Below are 16,455 nucleotides of genomic sequence, written 5' to 3'. Positions count from 1 at the left end.
TTAACCCTGATGTTGCTCAGGGTCGCCGATCGACCGGGCCTCGGCGAGCGCGCGCAGGGCGCGGGCGTCCTCGACCGCGCGCTGCCGGGCGATGCCGGGCTGGATGCCGAGCGCGGGCAGGCTGGTGCCGTCGCTGAGGTTGAGGAACACCCAGGGGTCGCCCGTGCGCAGGTTGACCTGGACGATTTCCGCCCACTCCAGGTGCCGGCTGCTGGCGATGTTGACGACGGTGACGCCGTTCTCGTCGGCGACGACCTTGGGCCGGGCGAGCAGGACGAGCACCCCGAACAGGAGCGCCGCGGTGAAGACGAAGCTGAGGCGCTCCCCCGGGCCGAGGGTCTCCAGGAGCAGGGCCACCGCGGTGATGACCACGAAGATGGCCGCGCCCGCGCCGAGCAGGACCGCGCGGGTGCGCCCCGGCCGGAAGGTGACGGGGAGGCTGGGCAGTTCAGACATCGGTCGCGGTTCCTCAGAGCCGGCAGGCGTGGATGGCCGTGGTCAGGATGGCCCGCGCGCCGAGGGCGTACAGGTCGTCCATGATCCGCTGGGCCTCCTTGGCGGGCACCATGGCGCGGACGGCGACCCAGCCCTCGTTGTGCAGCGGGGAGATGGTGGGCGACTCCAGGCCCGGGGTGAGGCCGACGGCCTTCTCCAGGTGCTCGGCGCGGCAGTCGTAGTCCATCATCACGTAGGTCCGGGCGACCAGGACGCCCTGGAGGCGGCGCAGGAACTGCTGGACCTTCGGCTCGACGGTCTCGTCGGCCGCGGCGCCGACGCGGCGGATGACGATGGCCTCGGACTTCATGATCGGGTCGCCGAAGACCTCCAGGCCCGCGTTGCGCAGCGAGGTGCCGGTCTCGACGACGTCGGCGATGACCTCGGCGACGCCCAGCTCGATGGCGGTCTCGACGGCGCCGTCCAGGTGGACGACGGAGGCGTCGACGCCATGGTCGGCGAGGTGCTTGGCAACGATTCCCTCGTACGAGGTGGCGACGGTCAGGCCGCCGAGGTCCTCGATGCCGTGGGCGGTGCCGGGCTTGGAGGCGAAGCGGAAGGTGGAGCGGGCGAAGCCGAGCGGGAGGATCTCCTCGGCGCTGGCCCCGGAGTCGATGAGCAGGTCGCGGCCGGTGATGCCGATGTCGAGGCGGCCGGAGGAGACGTAGATCGCGATGTCGCGGGGGCGGAGGTAGAAGAACTCGACCTCGTTCTCCGGGTCGACGATGCGCAGTTCCTTGGACTCGCGGCGCTGCTGGTAGCCGGCCTCATGCAGCATCTCCGCCGCAGGGCCTGACAGGGAACCCTTGTTGGGGACGGCGATGCGCAGCATGAGGTCGGCTTCCTTCGTTCGTGCGTACGGTGTGGGAGTTGCGGTGACGGCTCAGAGGTGGGCGTAGACGTCGTCGAGCGAGATGCCGCGAGCGACCATCATCACCTGGACGTGGTAAAGCAGCTGCGAGATCTCCTCGGCGGCTGCTTCCTTGCCCTCGTACTCGGCTGCCATCCAGACCTCTGCGGCCTCTTCGACGACCTTCTTGCCGATGGCATGGACCCCCTTGCCGACCAGCTCTGCGGTGCGGGAAGTGGCGGGGTCGCCGTTGGCGGCCTTCTGCTGGAGCTCGGTGAAGAGCTCCTCGAACGTCTTATTGGACATGGTGGCGCCCACTTTACGCGTGTGCCGGCCGACCTATCGCCACGGTTCAGATACTGAGCGGAGGGTGGCCGCCGTGGCCACCGCGGCCGTCACCGCCTCGTGTCCCTTGTCCTCGTTCGAGCCCTCGATGCCCGCGCGGTCGAGGGCCTGCTCCTCGGTGTCGACGGTCAGCACGCCGAAGCCGATGGGCACTCCGGTGTCGATGGAGACCTGGGTGAGGCCCTGGGTGACGCCCTGGCACACGTACTCGAAGTGCGGGGTGCCGCCGCGGATGACGACGCCGAGCGCGACGATCGCGTCGTAGCCGCGGCCCGCGAGGACCTTGGCGACGACCGGGAGCTCGAAGCTGCCCGGGACCCTGAGGAGGGTCGGCTCGTCGATCCCCAGCTCGTGCAGGGCGCGCAGCGCGCCGTCGACGAGGCCGTCCATCACCTTTTCGTGCCACTGTGCCGCGATGACCGCGACGCGCAGGTCGCCGCAGTTGCGTACGGACAGTTCAGGTGCACCCTTGCCGCTCACGTCTCTCCTCGGTTCTTTCGTGCCTTCGTGCTGTTCGCGCTCTTCGTGCTCTTACTGGTTGCCACAGGTGGACACGGGGGCCGTGTCCAGCCAGGGCAGGTCGTGCCCCATCCGGTCCCGCTTGGTGCGCAGGTACCGCAGGTTGTGCTCGCCCGCCTGTACGGGCATCGGCTCCCGGTCGGTGACCTTGAGTCCGTGCCGTACGAGCGCGTCGGTCTTCTCGGGGTTGTTGGTCATCAGACGCAGGGTGCGCACGCCGAGGTCCTGCAGGATCTGCGCGCCGGCGGCGTAGTCGCGGGCGTCGGCGGGCAGGCCGAGCTCCAGGTTGGCGTCGAGGGTGTCCCGGCCGCGCTCCTGGAGTTCGTAGGCGCGCAGCTTGGACAGCAGGCCGATGCCGCGCCCTTCGTGGCCGCGCAGGTAGACCACCACTCCCCTGCCCTCGGCCTGGATGCGCTCCAAGGAGGCCTCGAGCTGGGGGCCGCAGTCGCAGCGCAGGGAGTGGAAGACATCGCCGGTGAGGCACTCGGAGTGGACCCGCACGAGGACGTCCTGGCCGTCGCCGATCTCGCCGTGGACAAGGGCGACGTGCTCGACGCCGTCGACGGTGGAGCGGTAGCCGTACGCCGTGAACTCGCCGAAGGCGGTGGGCAGTTGGGTCTTCGCCTCGCGGCGCACGGTGGGCTCGGCGCTACGGCGGTAGGCGATCAGGTCCTCGATGGAGATGATCGTCAGGCCGTGCTTGCGGGCGAACGGGATCAGCTCGGGCAGGCGCAGCATGCGGCCGTCCTCGCCGGCGATCTCGACGATGGCGCCGGCCGGGCGGAGGCCTGCCAGGCGGGCGAGGTCCACGGCGGCCTCGGTGTGGCCGTTGCGCACGAGGACGCCGCCGGACCTGGCGCGCAGCGGGAAGATGTGGCCGGGCCGTACGAAGTCGCCGGCCTCGGCCGCGCCGCCCGCGAGGAGCCGGAGCGTGGTGGCGCGGTCGGAGGCCGAGATACCGGTGGTCACACCGTGCGCGGCGGAGGCGTCCACCGACACGGTGAACGCGGTCTTCATCGACTCGGTGTTGTCCTCGACCATCTGCGGCAGGCGCAGGCGCTCCAGTTCGTCGGCCTCCATGGGCGCGCAGATCAGGCCGCGGCACTCGCTCATCATGAAGGCGACGATCTCGGGGGTGGCCTTCTCGGCGGCGATGACGAGGTCGCCCTCGTTCTCGCGGTCCTCGTCGTCGACGACCACGACCGGGCGGCCGGCCGCGATGTCGGCGATGGCCTGCTCGACCGGGTCGAGCGCGAAGTCCTCGATGTTGTCGGTGCTGTACAGAACCGGCGCGGTAGTCATGCCGGGGCTCCTTCCAGGACGGGCTGCCCGGCCTCGCGGGAGCGCAGCCACCAGTCGCGCAGGCCCCACAGGACGAGCGCGCCGTAGAGGACGTAGACGAAACCGGAGAAGGCGAAACCGTTGGCGAAGTTGAGCGGGACGCCGACGAGGTCGACCAGCAGCCAGGCGAACCAGAACTCGACCATGCCGCGCGCCTGGGCGTACATGGCGACGACCGTGCCGACGAAGATGTACGCGTCGGGCCAAGGGTCCCAGGAGAGCGTCGGGTATGCCTTGAAGAGCAGGGCAACCGCGACGGTGCCGACGGCGGCGGCGCCGGCCATGTATCCGCGCTCGCGCCAGGTGGCGAACCGGACGGCGATGCCGCCGTCCTGCGCCTGCCCCTTGCCGCGGTTCCACTGCCACCAGCCGTAGACGGCGACGACCATGACGACGACCTGCTTGCCGGCACTGCCGGAGAGGTGGGCGGTCGCGAAGGCCGCGAAGAGGATGACGCCGGAGACGAACTGTGCCGGCCAGCTCCAGATCGAGCGGCGCCAGCCGAGCGCGAGGGCGATCAGACCAATCGTGTTGCCGATCATGTCGGACCACTTGATGTGCTGCCCGAAGAGCGTGAACGCCTCGGAGTTGAGCCAGTTCACTTCGACGCCTCCTGGGTGGCGACGGGAACGGCACGGTCGCCGAGGAGACGCTCGACGTACTTGGCTACGACGTCGACCTCGAGGTTGACCGGGTCGCCGGGCTGCTTCAGGCCGAGCGTGGTCAGGTCGAGGGTCGTCGGGATGAGGCTGACGGTGAAGTAGTCGGGGCCGGCGTCGACGACGGTGAGGCTGATGCCGTCGACGGTGATGGAGCCCTTCTCGACCACATAGCGGGTGAGGTCCGCGGGGAGCGAGACCTTCACGATCTCCCAGTTCTCGGACGGCTTGCGCTCGATGACCGTGCCCGTGCCGTCCACGTGGCCCTGCACGATGTGCCCGCCCAGGCGCGCACCCAGGGCCATCGGGCGCTCCAGGTTGACGCGGGAGCCGACGGCGAGGGCGCCGAGGCTGGAGCGGTTCAGGGTCTCCGCCATGACGTCGGCGGTGAACTCGTCGCCCTCGTGTTCCACGACCGTGAGACATACGCCGTTCACGGCGATGGAGTCGCCGTGCTGTGCGCCCTGCGTGACGACGGGGCCACGCAGACGGAAACGTGAGGCGTCGTCGAGGTTCTCGACGGCGGTGATCTCACCCAGCTCTTCGACGATTCCGGTGAACACTTCCCGGGTCCTCCTGCCTCATAGGGCACGGACTCCGGGGCCTGTCGACGGACGACAGAATGAACGGACGACGACACCGAGGACGATGCCGAATGAGACCCGTCCCGCAGGACAGGTCGAAACAGACGGCAGCGCGCACGAATGCCCGCCCGCCGCGCACTGCCTCCCATCCGGACTTTAACCGTCGGTCCAGGAATTTCACCTGGTCAACCGGCCGCTGGAAGCGACCGGGTCGCGGACTGTAACCGCCGGTTCGGACTTTCACCGACCCCGGAGTGCGCTGCTTCTGGTACAGGGCCAGTGTGCCACGGCTGATCGACGTCCATACGGGCGAATGTCTGTGGGGTGGCTCACAGAACACGTCGATGGACTTCTTGGCCAGTCGGACACCGGCCAATTCCCGCGCCACCACGCCCGCTTGACATTGGTCCATACCTATTGACGAACTGGTCTAGTCCTCTTAGGGTCGGCGATCACCAGTGGTCGTATCCACCCCCACGATCGGGTCCGGCGGCGGTGACGGAGGCCCTTGCCCCGCCGCCGGGCCCCCACCCCGGTTCTGCCAGGCTGGCGCCGTGACAGAGCCGGAGACGACCGACGTTTTCGAGAGCCACCGCGGACGCCTGTTCGGGCTGGCCTACCGCATGCTGGGCTCGGCCGCGGACGCCGAGGACATGGTGCAGGACGCGTATCTGCGCTTCAGGGGAGCCGACCTGGCCGACATCGAACGGCCGGGCGCGTGGCTCGCCAAGGTGGTCACCAATCTCTGCCTCAACCGGCTCACCTCGGCCCGCGCCCGGCACGAGGTGTACCCCGGGCCGTGGCTGCCGGAGCCGGTACTCACCGCGGACGGAACGCTCGGGCCCCTGGAGTCGGCCGAGCGGCGCGACGCCGTATCACTGGCGCTGCTGCTCCTCCTGGAACGGCTGACGCCGACCGAACGTGCCGTCTACGTGCTGCGGGAGGCCTTCGCGTACTCCCACCGCGAGATCGCCGGGGTGCTCGACCTGAGCGAGGCCAACTGCCGCCAGCTGCACCGGCGGGCGGTGCGGCGGGTCACCGCGGACGAGACCCGTTTCCAGCCATCGGCCACGCAGCAGGAGGGGCTGATCGCGTCCTTCGTCACGGCGGCCCGCGAGGGCGATCTGGCCGGCCTGGAGCAACTCCTCGCAGCCGATGTGACGTTGTGGAGCGACGGCGGCGGCAAGGTCAGCGCGGCACGGCGGCCGATCCTGGGGCGGGACAAAGTGGTGCGGTTCCTGCTGGGCGTCGTGGAGCGGTACACCGCGGGCGTGGACTTCACGGTGGCCGAGGTCAACGGCGCCACGGCCCTGCTCGCGCTGACGGGCGACCGGATCACGGGAGTCGTCGCGTTCGACGTTCACGACGGGGCGATCGTCGGGGTGCGGACGATGCTCAACCCCGACAAGCTGGAGTTCATGGAGCGCCAACTGGCAGCGGCGTAGCAGACGCTGTCACATCCGCGCGGGCTGTGCGGTCTCAGCTGACGAAGGGCGCTCCACCCAGGAGCCCTGACCTCTGAAGGGGCTGAACAGCAATGACCACGATCCTGGTGACCGGCGGTACCGGAACCCTCGGCCGGCTCGTCACCGAGCGGCTGCGCGCGGACGGCCACGAGGTGCGGGTGCTCAGCCGGCACACCCCGCCGTACGCCGTGGATCTGCGTGAGGGCGGTGGTGCGCTGGACGCCGCCGTCGCGGGCGTGGACACGATCGTGCACTGCGCGACCACGCAGCGCGGGGGCGACGAGCAGGCCGCCGCGCACCTGATCGAGGCCGCCCGCACGGCAGGCGTGGCCCACCTGGTCTACATCTCTATCGTCGGCGTGGACGTGGTGCCGCTCGGCTACTACAGGACCAAGCTGGCGGTCGAGAAGCTCGTCCAGGACTCGGAGCTCGGCTGGACGATCCTGCGCACGACGCAGTTCCACGACCTCCCGGTGATGTTGTTCCGGACACTCGCCAGGCTGCCGGTGCTGTTGCTGCCCTCGGGGATCGCCGACCAGCCGATCGAGGTCGCAGAGGTCGCCGACCGGCTGGCCGGCCTCGCGGGCGGCGCCCCCGCGGGCCGCGCCGAGGACATGGGCGGCCCCGAGGTGCGGACGTTGCCGGACCTGGCCCGCGCGTATCTGAGGGCGAGCGGCCGCAGGCGGCCGGTGGTCAGCGTCCCGCTTCCCGGCAGGACCGTTCGCGGTTTCCGGGCCGGCGGCCATCTGACACCGGGGCGGGCCGTCGGCAAGGGAACGTTCGAGGAGTACCTGGCGGCGCGGTTCGGCGGCGGCAGGACCGGCGCCGGATCTCGCTGATCCCAGGACGGGCGGGCAAACCCGGGGTGCCCCCTGCCTGCCTGGCACCCGGGGTTGGTGCTGGGCGGGGGTGGGTCGCGCAACTCGGCGCTGACGGGGCGCCGCCTGCGCCCACCCGTGCCGCCCCAGCGGCACGATTGCCCGCAGGGAGGACGGACCCACCGCCACGCGAACCCCCACGCACCCGCAGTCGCGTACGCACGGCAGGGGCCGTGCCGGTACGTCTCTGCCCGTCGCGTAGCAGACCGCCCGCCAAGTCCCGCCGTGTATCAACCCCGGGCAGTACGCCCACGTGGCGACGGGCAAGACGTACCGGCACGGCCCCGACCCACCCACCGCACCCCACTGCGAAGTCGCCCCCCGCCAGCTACCGCTGCGGCGGCGCGAACAGCTCGTCCTGAGCACCCTCCCGTGCCGTCAGCAGCGCGCCGCGCAGCACGGCGTCGCCGCCCAGTGCGCTCGCCCGTACCTCGGCCGGCAGCGGCGACATCCGGGCGAGCCGTCGCGCGACGCGGGCGGCGAGTACGTCGCCGCCCGCCTGCCCGACCTCGCCTCCGAGGACCACGCAGCCGGGGTCGAGGACGGCGACCACGGAGGCGGCACCGATGGCGACGCGGTCGGCGAGGGCGTCGAGGAAGCGGTGCGCGGCATCAAGGTCGCCAGGCCGCGGGGAGCCGTCAGTTCCCGCGGGTCGGCCATGTCCGGCGGGGGCCCCCTCAGACGCACCGTCGACCGCAACCACCGCCACCGCTTCGCGCACCAGCGCCGCCGCCCGCGGTTCGCTCCCCGTCGACTCCGCCGTGAGCCCGTGTTCCGTCGCGAGCCGCGCGATCGCGGCGCCCCCGGCCAGGGAGTGGAAGCCGCCCTCGCAGTCCGTCGCCGAGGGGAGGGCAGCCGTGCCGGGGACCGGGAGAAAGCCGATCTCGCCGGTGCCGCCGGAGGCACCTCGACGCAGGGAGCCGTCGAGGACGACGGCGGCGCCGGTGCCGTGGCCGAGCCAGAGCAGGACGAAGGTGTCGCGGTCGCGGGCCGCGCCGTCGCGCTGTTCGGCGAGGGCGGCGAGGTTCGTCTCGTTCTCGACGATCACGCGGGCCGGCAGCCGCTCCTGGAGGGCGGCGACCAGGCGGCGGTGCCACTGGGGCAGGCCGGAGGAGTCGCGGAGTTCACCGGTGGCGGGGTCGATGAGGCCGGGCGCGCCGATCCCGACGGTGTGCAACTGCTCGGCGCCCGCCTCCTTCGCGGCGCGCTCCACGAGGGCGACCGCCTGCTCGACGGCGGGCCCCGTGCCCGCGTCGTCCGCGATGGGCACCGACGCCCGGGCGAGTTCCGCGCCGAGCAGGTCGGAGACCACCACGGCGACGCTCTCGGTGCGGACGTCGAGGGCGGCCAGATGCGCCTGGTCGGCGACGATGCCGTACAGCTTGGCGTTCGGGCCGCGCCGCTGCTCGCCCGACTCTCCCACCACCGCGATCAGCCCGGCGGCCGCGAGGCGCTCGACGAGGTCGGCGACCGTGGGCCGGGACAGTCCGGTGAGCTGCTTCAACTGCCCGGCCGTCAGAGGGCCTTCCTGCTGGAGCAGCCGCAGGGCGAGCCGGTCGTTGATGGCTCGTGCCGTGCTCGGGGATGCGGGTGCGGGCATGCCGGGATCCTCCCAGATCGCGCGGGCCGTACCGCCGTCGGCCCGAGGGCGGCACTTTATCGCCTATCTATCAGGCAGGGTTCCTGATAGTTTACGGCGGCAGAGCGGGAAGCGGAGCCGGGAGGGGCCGGAAGATGAGTGATGTGGTCTACGACCAGCGCGAGGTGAAGCACGCCCGGTACGCCGTGGCCACCGTGTTCGCGGTGCACGGCGCGGTCACCGGTTCGTTCGCGACCCGCGTGCCGTGGATCCAGGACCACGCCTCCGTGGGATCGGGCCAGCTCGGGTTCGCCCTCGCCTTCACGGCGTTCGGCGCGTCCGTCGCGATGCCGGTCGCCGGCCGGATCAGCCACCGCTTCGGCAGCCGTACGGCCCTGCGCGGACTGCTCGCGCTCTGGACGCTGGCCCTGACCCTCCCCTCGCTCGCGCCGAACCTGCTCACCCTGTGCGTGGCGATGTTCACCTACGGCGCCACGGCGGGCATGGCGGACGTCGCGATGAACGCCCTGGGCGTGGAGGTCGAGAACCGGCTCGGCAAGTCGATCATGTCCGGGCTGCACGGTATGTGGAGCACGGGCGCCCTGATCGGCTCGGCGGCCGGCACGCTCGCCGCGCACCTGGGCTCCGACGCGCGCGTGCACCACGCACTGGCGGCCGCGGCGCTGACGGTCCTGGGCCTGGTCGCCTGCCGGTGGGTGTTCGACCTGCGGGCCACCGAGGACGAGGAGCCGCCCCCGCGGTTCGCACTGCCGCCGAGGTCGGCGCTGCTCATCGGCGCGGTCGGGTTCTGCGCGGTGTTCGCGGAGGGCGCGAGCCTGGACTGGTCGGCGGTGTACCTGCGCGACCGGCTGAGCGCCTCGGCGGGCCTCGCGGCGGCGTGCACGACGGGCTTCATGCTCACCATGGCGATCGCCCGGATCGTGGGCGACGCGGTGGTGAACCGCTTCGGCTCGGTGCGCACGGTCCGCACCGGCGGGTTCCTCGCGGCGCTGGGCGGACTGCTCGTCGTGGTGTCCGAAAGCCCCGCGGTGGCCATGACCGGCTTCGCCATGATGGGCCTCGGCATCGCGGTCGTCGTCCCGCTCTGCTTCGCCGCGGCGGGCCGCAGCGGCCCGAACCCGAGCCAGGCCATCGCGGGCGTCGCGACCGTGACGTACACCTCGGGTCTGATCGCCCCCAGCGTGATCGGTGGACTGGCCCAGACGACGAGCCTGATGGTCTCGTTCGTCCTGGTGACGGTGCTGGCGTCCGGGCTCGCGGTCTTCGCGGGCGTACTGCGCGCGGGCGACCGCGACCGCCCGAGGATCAGCCCTCCGAGCGCAGCAGTTCCCGACCCGCGGCCCTGAACCGGTCGCTCCACGGCGCCGGGCGCAGCGTCTTGGCATCGAGCCGGACGAGCACCCGGGTGCCGTGCGCGTACGTCACCGCACCGTCGAGGGAGCAGAAGCGGAAGCCGTACGTCAGCCCGGTGTTCCCCAGCCGTTCCAGCCACAGGTGTACGGCGTAGGGGCCGGGCCGGGTGACCGGTGCCTCGTAGCTGATCCGCAGCTCCTTCACCGCGTTGCAGGCGTCGCCGGCGGCCGCCCAGTCGCCCTCGAAGGTGACGCCGTGCTCCTGCCACAGCTCGGCCCAGGCGCGCTCCACCATCACCGGGTAGCGGGCGTTGTGGAGCAGCCCGAGCGCGTCCAGGTCGTCGAAGTGGACGGTGACGGGCAGGAGCCTGCCGTACGACAGGGCGGGGGCGGGCAGGGCTTCGGCGGTCACGGGCGGGGCTCCTGAGACGTACGGGACGAGAGTGAGGTGGCTGAAAACCACCCTCCCATCCTAAGCAAACGCTCAGAAGCCCCGGCCCGGAGGGCGGCGCCGCTCAGCCGGCGATCGAGTCCAGCTGTTCGGCGGCGGGCCGCAGCGCCCACAGGTCGCCACCGGGCGGTGCCTCCAGCTTCGGGACGGCGGCCTGCGCCGCCCTGTCCCCCGCGTCGGCCGCCGCGTGCACCACGTCGCTCGCGGCGAACCGGTGGAACTCCAGCTCCGGATACGCCCACGCCTTGGCCCCCGTCGCGGCGGGCAGCAGAAAGTCCACCGACTTCAACAGGCCCTGCCCGTCCGGGCCCCGGTACGACCACAGGTCCACGCCGACGTGCCGGCCGATGGCCGCGAGCCGGGTGTAGGCGACCAGGTCGAAGGTCGAGTAGTGCCAGCTGCGGGTGCGCGCCAGCTCCTGCGGCTGGCTGCCGTCGGCGGCGATCTGCGGGTCGATCCGCTTCGCGCGCGCGTCGAGGACGGTCCGCCGGGCGAGGTCCTTGTCGCCGGTCGCGTACGCCAGGGCGGCGAGCTGGAGGTCGTAGAAGGTGCCGTGGTTGTTCTTGGCGGCGCCTTCCTCCTCGCCGAAGGCGCTGTGGGCCAGCCAGTCGAGGAAGTCGGCGTTCCAGCCGCGCATCGCGCTGCGGTCATCCTTCGACCAGCCGGGGGCGCCCGTGTTCAGCAGGGCGATCGCGTCCAGGACGCTCGTGTAGGACTGCGAGAAGTCGATGATGCCGATGGCCCGGCCGTCGTACTTGCAAGGGATGAACTGGCCGTGGTCCAGGTTGGGGTTCATCCGCGTCGCCGGGTCGAGGAACCAGGTCCGCAGGACGGCGGCGGCCTTCTCGGCGTACTGCTTCCGGCCGGTGTAGTACCAGGCGAGGGAGAGCTCGTACGTCGAGTCGAAGACCTTCTCGGCGTCCTGGCGGTCGGTGCCGGTGTCGACCTCGGGATTGCGCTGCCCGTCGCGCTGGACGTAGGGGCAACCCCAGGGATTGTCAGGGGATTTGGGCCCCGAGGGCCACCAGTACGGGGCCTGACTGAGGTACTCGTGGACGTCGCCGCCGGGCGCCGGCTTCGGCTTGTCGACGACCGTCCAGGGGCCCTGGTCCAGCCAGTTGTCGGCGCGGGCGGTCAAGTCCCCCAGCGCTCGCTTCAGTTGGGGGTCACCGCGGTCCAGGCGGACCTTCGCCTGCTGAAGCCGGCCGCCGTCGAGGACGACCGTCTTGGGGACCTTCGGCGCCACGGGTGTCTCGTAGGCCGCCCGCGCCGGGGCGGAGGGGACGGCGACGGCCGCGCAGAGCGCCGCGGCCGTCAGGAGGATCCGGAAGCGGGGTCTTGCACTCATCCAGCACTCCCATCGGAGATCAGGAATACAGATATATGAACGATGTTCACGAGTGGGACCGTGTGAGCGTAGGACCGCCAGGTGCCCATGACAATGGTCCGGACGAAGCTTCACGTACGAGGAAGACGAAGCTTCACGAACGACGAAAGCGAAGCCCCCATGGATCTCGGCGTCCGCTGGAAACTGCACGGCGACGGGCGCACGCCCGCACCCGGAGCGGTGGTCCGCCCCGACGAACGGCTCTCGTGGCCGCGCACGATCGGGCTCGGGGCCCAGCACGTGGTGGCCATGTTCGGGGCGTCGTTCGTCGCCCCCGTGCTCATGGGCCTGGACCCCAACCTCGCGATCATGATGTCCGGCGTCGCGACGGTGATCTTCCTGCTCGCGACCCGCGGCCGGGTGCCCAGCTACCTCGGCTGCTCGCTCTCGTTCGTGGGCGTCGCGGCGGTGATCCGCGCGCAGGGCGGCAGCAGTGCGACCGTGACGGGCGCGGTCCTCGTCGTGGGGGCCGTGCTGTTCCTGGTGGGGCTCGCGGTCCAGAGGTTCGGGGCGCGGATCATCCACGCGGCGATGCCGCCGATCGTCACCGGCGCCGTCGTCATGCTGATCGGCTTCAACCTCGCGCCGGTGACCGCCTCGACGTACTGGCCGCAGGATCAGTGGACGGCGCTGCTGGTGATGCTGTTCACGGGCCTGGCCGTGGTGTGCCTGCGCGGTTTCTGGTCACGGATCGCGATCTTCATGGGCCTGGTCTTCGGATACGGGATCTCGTGGGTCTTCGACCGCGTCTTCGGCAAGATCCACTCGGTCGACGCGAGCGGGAAGCTCACCGACCACTGGCGCCTCGACCTGTCCGGCGTCGGCAAGGCGGACTGGATCGGCCTGCCCTCCTTCCACGGGCCGACCTTCCAGTGGTCGGCGATCCTGGTCGCGCTGCCCGTCGTGATCGCGCTGGTCGCCGAGAACGCCGGGCACGTCAAGGCGGTCGGCGAGATGACCGGCGACCCGCTGGACGACAAGCTGGGCACCGCCATCTCCGCGGACGGCGTCGCCTCCATGCTCTCCACCGCGGTGGGCGGTCCGCCCAACACCACGTACTCCGAGAACATCGGCGTGATGGCCGCGACCCGCGTCTACTCCACGGCCGCGTACTGGGCCGCCGCCGGTTTCGCGCTCCTCTTCGGCGTCTGCCCGAAGTTCGGCGCGGTCGTGGCCGCGATCCCGGGCGGGGTGCTCGGCGGCATCACCGTCATCCTGTACGGCATGATCGGCCTGCTCGGCGCGCAGATCTGGCTCAACGCCCGGGTGGACCTGCGCAATCCGCTGAACCTGGTGCCGGCCGCCGCAGGCATCATCATCGGCGTCGGCGGCGTCACCCTGAAGTTCACCGACACCTTCTCGCTCAGCGGCATCGCCCTCGGCACCCTGGTGGTGATCACCGGCTATCACGCCCTGCGGGCCATGGCCCCGGCGCACCTCAAGTCGCAGGAGCCGCTCCTTGACGAAGGCACCTCGTCCTACGACACGGAGTCCGACGCCGAGTCCGGGACCAAGGCTCAGCGCGCCAACTCGTAGGCGTACGCGGGCGAGAACGTCCCCGGCGAGCCCTTGCAGCCGTCGGACTCACCCGGCAGCTTGACCCACAGATAGGCGTCGATCCGTGCCTCACCGGTACGCAGGGTCGGCGCCTGTCCGATCTTCCGGCCGTCCGGATCGCACCACTCGCCGTCGGCCGGGGCACCGTTGCCGTTGCGGCTGGTGTCGATGACGGCGCCCAGGCTCGCGGGGCCGCCCAGCGCGGACAGCACCTGGCGGGCGTACGCGATCTCCGCGCTCGTACGGTGGAAGTTGGACACGTTGGTGAAGACACCGTCGGAAGCGGCAGCCGAGGCCGCGCCCGCCTCCTTGAGCAGGGAGGCCTGCTGGGTGACCGGGTTCCAGTCGGAGTGGCCCGCGTCGAAGTAGACCCGGGCCTTCGGGTTCGCGCCCTTGAGGACGCGGCCCGCTCGGGCCAACGAGGCGAAGCGGTCCGCCCGTTCACCCGCGGTGAGGCAGTCGGACTGGGCGATCGAATCGGGCTCCAGGATCACGATGACCTCGCCTGCGCCGAGGCCCGCCGCGAACCGGTCGATCCATCCGTCGTACGAGGCGAGGTCGGGCGCCCCGCCCTCCGAGGCACCGCCGCAGTCCCGCTGCGGAATGGCGTACGGCACGACGACCGGGACCCGGCCCTGCGCGGCGGCGGCCGACGTCACCGCCCTGACCCGGCCCGTGATGGTGGACGGCGTGAAGTCCGCGAACCAGACGGCGGCCGGACGGTCGGCGATCCGGGACTCGATGACCGCGCGCCGGGAGTCGTCGGGATGGGCGGCGACCCAGTCCAGGACCTGGGAGTCGGTGTGGCGGTAGAGCTGGGCGGAGGCGTTCACGGTCTCCCGCGCGGTCGTCCTGGAGGGCTTGGGGCTCGGCTCGGCCGAGGACTTGGCCGCGGAGGCGGACTTCTTCGGCGTCGTCGGCGTTGTCGTGGGCGTGCGCGTTGGCGAGGGCACCGCGGGCAGTGGGTGCAGGCTCGGCGAGCGGGTCACCAGAGGCTTGGCGTCGGTCGAGGGGCGTTCCTCGGCGAGGGCGGACATCACCCCGGTCACGCTGCCGACCGCGACGACGACCGAGGCCGCCGCCAACATCGCGCTGCGCCGGGCGGCCCGCCTGCGCTCGGCCCTGCGTGCGGCCAGGCGCTGGGCACGTAAGCCTGACACCTGCTGCTCCCCCCTTCCGCCACGACCGCGTTCCCCCGTTCTGGGGAAGCGTCCGGCCCGGCGGCCCGCCCGCCAGCCTAGGACTGGGACCCTGCCCCCATGGCGCAGTTGGAACAGCTCACCCCTCCCGTATACGCGATGGACACCGTCGTCTCCCGTATGCGCGCCCTGGACGCCGCCCTCCCGGAGCGGGACGGGATCGCGGTCTTCAACCGTGTCTACCTGGCCGTCACGGAGGAGATCGACCGACGCCTGGACGCCGGGGAGTTCACGCACGCGGAGGCGGCGATCACGCTGGACGTGCGGTTCGCCGAGCGCTATCTACAGGTCGCCGAGGAGGGGCGTCCGCCCGCCTGTTGGCGGCCTCTGATGCAGTTCCGGCGTCATCCCGGAGTACGTCCGCTGCAGTTCGCGCTGGCGGGCATCAACGCGCACATCGGGCACGATCTGGCGCTCGCCGTGGTGGACACCTGCCGTACGCTCGGCTGCGAACCGGCGGACCTGGAGGACGAGTTCGACCGCGTGGGCGATGTCCTCGTCTCGCTGGAGGAGCGCATCCGCGAAGATCTGATGCCGGGCCCCGACGTCCTCCAGATCGCCGATCCGCTGACCCATCTGCTCGGCTCGTGGAGCCTGGAGCGGGCCCGCGACGCGACGTGGTCGGCGGCGAGGGCGCTCTGGGCGCTGCGCGGACTCCCGGACCTGGCCGAGGAGTTCGGGCAGCGCCTCGACGCGGCGGTCGGCTTCGCCGGCCGCATGCTGCTCACGCCACTGCCGGACTGATCCGGCCAACTGCCCTGCCGTACCGCTCCGGAGCCACTGTGCCGAGTTACGTTGACGGTTGAACCGCCTGAGGCGAACGACGCGAAGGAGCACACACATGGCCATCCGGCTGGGACTGAGTCTCCCGCAAGCACGGCAGTACGACATCGGACGCGACGTGCCGGACGTGGCACGCACCGCCGAGCAGATCGGCTACGAGAGTCTGTGGGTGTACGAGCGCGCCCTGTTCCCGGAGCCCGCGACCCAGGGCCTGTACGGCATCGAAGGGCTTCCCTGGCCCGACATCTACCGCGGCGTCCCGGACCCTCTGGTGACGCTGACCCTCGCTGTCACGGCGACCGAACGGGCCCGGCTCGGCACCAGCATCCTGGTGGCGCCGCTGCACAACCCGTTCCAGCTCGCCAAGTCTCTGGCCACGCTGGACGCGGCGAGCGGCGGCCGGGTCGTGGCGGGCTTCGGCACCGGCTGGTCGCTCGACGAGTACGCGGCCGCGGGCCTCGCCCCGTTCGAGGAGCGCGGCCGGGTCCTGGACGAGGTCATCGACGTGTGCCAGGCCGTCTGGGGCCCGGACCCGGTGACGTACGAGGGCCACCACACCAAAATAGCCTCGGCCCTCGTCGGGCCCAAACCCGCCCGGCCGATACCGATCCTGCTGCCCACCAACAGCAGGAAGGCGATGACCCGGCTCGTCGACCGTGCCGACGGCTGGATGCCCGTCGCCATGGGAGCCGAGCAACTGTCCACGCAGTGGCGGCAGTTGCAGGATCTGGCGGCCGAGCGCGACCGCACCGAGCCGCTCCAGGCGGTGGTGCGGGTGAACGCGCGGTACTCCCCCAAGGCGTACGACGGGGACGACCGCTCCCCGTTCCAGGGCAGCACCGCCCAGATCGTCGAGGACCTCGCGGCGCACGCCGGGACCGGCCTCGACGAGTTCTTCTTCGAGCTCCAGGGCCAGGCGCGGGACGCCCAGGAGCTGAAGGACGTCGCCGCCGAGGTGTACGAGGCGGTGCGGGCCGCGGGGATCTGAC

Annotated in this window: 17 protein-coding genes and 1 riboswitch; of the genes, 6 read left to right on the top strand and 11 right to left on the bottom strand. The window is 71.4% G+C overall.

Annotated elements, in window-relative coordinates; all coding sequences use genetic code 11:
- Genes AB5J56_RS37300 through AB5J56_RS37270 form a run of 7 tightly spaced genes read right to left on the bottom strand, consistent with a single transcriptional unit; the run spans nucleotide 1 to nucleotide 4,772 of the window.
- Complete coding sequence (locus AB5J56_RS37300; RefSeq protein WP_369239568.1) at nucleotides 1-456, bottom strand: PH domain-containing protein; 456 nt, start codon at nucleotides 454-456, stop codon at nucleotides 1-3.
- Nucleotides 457-469: 13 nt separating this feature from the next.
- A complete protein-coding gene (gene hisG / locus AB5J56_RS37295) occupies nucleotides 470-1,327 on the bottom strand; it encodes an ATP phosphoribosyltransferase (protein ID WP_369239566.1) in 858 nt (285 codons plus the stop codon).
- A 51-nt stretch (nucleotides 1,328-1,378) separates the two neighbouring features.
- Nucleotides 1,379-1,651, bottom strand: a complete 273-nt coding sequence (locus AB5J56_RS37290; protein WP_200300558.1) for a phosphoribosyl-ATP diphosphatase — start codon at nucleotides 1,649-1,651, stop codon at nucleotides 1,379-1,381.
- Nucleotides 1,652-1,684: 33 nt separating this feature from the next.
- A complete protein-coding gene (gene ribH, locus AB5J56_RS37285; RefSeq protein WP_356143255.1) occupies nucleotides 1,685-2,170 on the bottom strand; it encodes a 6,7-dimethyl-8-ribityllumazine synthase in 486 nt (161 codons plus the stop codon).
- A gap of 51 nt (nucleotides 2,171-2,221) precedes the next feature.
- On the bottom strand, nucleotides 2,222-3,511 hold the full coding sequence (locus AB5J56_RS37280; RefSeq protein WP_369239563.1) for a bifunctional 3,4-dihydroxy-2-butanone-4-phosphate synthase/GTP cyclohydrolase II: 1,290 nt from the start codon (nucleotides 3,509-3,511) through the stop codon (nucleotides 2,222-2,224).
- Nucleotides 3,508-4,152, bottom strand: a complete 645-nt coding sequence (locus AB5J56_RS37275) for a nicotinamide riboside transporter PnuC (RefSeq protein WP_369239561.1) — start codon at nucleotides 4,150-4,152, stop codon at nucleotides 3,508-3,510. Before AB5J56_RS37275 ends, AB5J56_RS37280 begins: the two co-directional genes overlap by 4 nt.
- Nucleotides 4,149-4,772 carry a riboflavin synthase gene (locus AB5J56_RS37270; protein ID WP_369239559.1) on the bottom strand — a complete coding sequence of 208 codons (624 nt, stop codon included), beginning with the start codon at nucleotides 4,770-4,772 and terminating at the stop codon, nucleotides 4,149-4,151. The genes AB5J56_RS37275 and AB5J56_RS37270 overlap by 4 nt, the downstream gene beginning before the upstream one ends.
- A 152-nt stretch (nucleotides 4,773-4,924) precedes the next feature.
- Nucleotides 4,925-5,055, bottom strand: a riboswitch (FMN riboswitch).
- Nucleotides 5,056-5,347: 292 nt separating this feature from the next.
- Between AB5J56_RS37270 and AB5J56_RS37265 the strand changes: the two genes are divergently transcribed.
- Both AB5J56_RS37265 and AB5J56_RS37260 read left to right on the top strand, forming a co-directional pair.
- A complete protein-coding gene (locus tag AB5J56_RS37265; protein WP_369239557.1) occupies nucleotides 5,348-6,238 on the top strand; it encodes an RNA polymerase sigma-70 factor in 891 nt (296 codons plus the stop codon).
- Nucleotides 6,239-6,330: 92 nt separating this feature from the next.
- Nucleotides 6,331-7,098 (top strand): SDR family oxidoreductase, encoded by a 768-nt coding sequence (locus AB5J56_RS37260; protein ID WP_369239555.1) that lies wholly within the window; start codon nucleotides 6,331-6,333, stop codon nucleotides 7,096-7,098.
- A 367-nt stretch (nucleotides 7,099-7,465) separates the two neighbouring features.
- Here the strand turns inward: AB5J56_RS37260 and AB5J56_RS37255 are convergent, their stop codons facing one another.
- Complete coding sequence (locus tag AB5J56_RS37255; RefSeq protein WP_369239553.1) at nucleotides 7,466-8,737, bottom strand: ROK family transcriptional regulator; 1,272 nt, start codon at nucleotides 8,735-8,737, stop codon at nucleotides 7,466-7,468.
- 134 nt (nucleotides 8,738-8,871) lie between these two features.
- Here AB5J56_RS37255 and AB5J56_RS37250 point away from each other — a divergent pair, with 134 nt between their 5' ends.
- Nucleotides 8,872-10,083, top strand: coding sequence for an MFS transporter (locus AB5J56_RS37250; RefSeq protein WP_369239551.1), 1,212 nt, complete (start codon nucleotides 8,872-8,874; stop codon nucleotides 10,081-10,083).
- Here AB5J56_RS37250 and AB5J56_RS37245 read toward each other — a convergent pair.
- A complete protein-coding gene (locus tag AB5J56_RS37245; RefSeq protein WP_369239549.1) occupies nucleotides 10,043-10,501 on the bottom strand; it encodes an acyl-CoA thioesterase in 459 nt (152 codons plus the stop codon). The genes AB5J56_RS37250 and AB5J56_RS37245 overlap by 41 nt on opposite strands.
- A gap of 103 nt (nucleotides 10,502-10,604) precedes the next feature.
- Nucleotides 10,605-11,888: an alginate lyase family protein gene (locus AB5J56_RS37240; protein ID WP_369239547.1), complete on the bottom strand. Its 1,284-nt coding sequence runs from the start codon at nucleotides 11,886-11,888 to the stop codon at nucleotides 10,605-10,607.
- Between the two features lie 159 nt (nucleotides 11,889-12,047).
- On the opposite strand from AB5J56_RS37240, the gene AB5J56_RS37235 reads away from it, so the two are divergent.
- Nucleotides 12,048-13,463 (top strand): uracil-xanthine permease family protein, encoded by a 1,416-nt coding sequence (locus AB5J56_RS37235; protein WP_369239545.1) that lies wholly within the window; start codon nucleotides 12,048-12,050, stop codon nucleotides 13,461-13,463.
- Here the strand turns inward: AB5J56_RS37235 and AB5J56_RS37230 are convergent.
- Nucleotides 13,445-14,572 carry a glycoside hydrolase family 6 protein gene (locus tag AB5J56_RS37230; protein ID WP_369243022.1) on the bottom strand — a complete coding sequence of 376 codons (1,128 nt, stop codon included), beginning with the start codon at nucleotides 14,570-14,572 and terminating at the stop codon, nucleotides 13,445-13,447. The genes AB5J56_RS37235 and AB5J56_RS37230 overlap by 19 nt on opposite strands.
- 171 nt (nucleotides 14,573-14,743) lie before the next feature.
- Here AB5J56_RS37230 and AB5J56_RS37225 point away from each other — a divergent pair, with 171 nt between their 5' ends.
- Together AB5J56_RS37225 and AB5J56_RS37220 are read left to right on the top strand one after the other, a co-directional pair.
- Nucleotides 14,744-15,427, top strand: coding sequence for a DUF5995 family protein (locus tag AB5J56_RS37225; RefSeq protein WP_369239543.1), 684 nt, complete (start codon nucleotides 14,744-14,746; stop codon nucleotides 15,425-15,427).
- A 97-nt stretch (nucleotides 15,428-15,524) separates the two neighbouring features.
- Complete coding sequence (locus AB5J56_RS37220) at nucleotides 15,525-16,454, top strand: LLM class F420-dependent oxidoreductase (protein ID WP_369239541.1); 930 nt, start codon at nucleotides 15,525-15,527, stop codon at nucleotides 16,452-16,454.
- Nucleotide 16,455 lies beyond the last annotated feature (1 nt).

It is taken from the genome of Streptomyces sp. R21 (genome assembly GCF_041051975.1).
In the GTDB taxonomy this organism is placed as follows: domain Bacteria; phylum Actinomycetota; class Actinomycetes; order Streptomycetales; family Streptomycetaceae; genus Streptomyces.
Note: the sequence above shows the minus strand (reverse complement) of the source record. Positions and strands in the feature narration are given on the sequence as shown.

Coding starts and splice junctions, on each gene's coding strand:
- AB5J56_RS37300 (WP_369239568.1), bottom strand. CDS start 456: ATGTCTGAACTGCCCAGCCTCCCCGTCACCTTCCGGCCGGGGCGCACC.
- hisG (WP_369239566.1), bottom strand. CDS start 1,327: ATGCTGCGCATCGCCGTCCCCAACAAGGGTTCCCTGTCAGGCCCTGCG.
- AB5J56_RS37290 (WP_200300558.1), bottom strand. CDS start 1,651: ATGTCCAATAAGACGTTCGAGGAGCTCTTCACCGAGCTCCAGCAGAAG.
- AB5J56_RS37280 (WP_369239563.1), bottom strand. CDS start 3,511: ATGACTACCGCGCCGGTTCTGTACAGCACCGACAACATCGAGGACTTC.
- AB5J56_RS37260 (WP_369239555.1), top strand. CDS start 6,331: ATGACCACGATCCTGGTGACCGGCGGTACCGGAACCCTCGGCCGGCTC.
- AB5J56_RS37255 (WP_369239553.1), bottom strand. CDS start 8,737: ATGCCCGCACCCGCATCCCCGAGCACGGCACGAGCCATCAACGACCGG.
- AB5J56_RS37250 (WP_369239551.1), top strand. CDS start 8,872: ATGAGTGATGTGGTCTACGACCAGCGCGAGGTGAAGCACGCCCGGTAC.
- AB5J56_RS37240 (WP_369239547.1), bottom strand. CDS start 11,888: ATGAGTGCAAGACCCCGCTTCCGGATCCTCCTGACGGCCGCGGCGCTC.
- AB5J56_RS37235 (WP_369239545.1), top strand. CDS start 12,048: ATGGATCTCGGCGTCCGCTGGAAACTGCACGGCGACGGGCGCACGCCC.
- AB5J56_RS37230 (WP_369243022.1), bottom strand. CDS start 14,572: ATGTTGGCGGCGGCCTCGGTCGTCGTCGCGGTCGGCAGCGTGACCGGG.
- AB5J56_RS37225 (WP_369239543.1), top strand. CDS start 14,744: ATGGCGCAGTTGGAACAGCTCACCCCTCCCGTATACGCGATGGACACC.
- AB5J56_RS37220 (WP_369239541.1), top strand. CDS start 15,525: ATGGCCATCCGGCTGGGACTGAGTCTCCCGCAAGCACGGCAGTACGAC.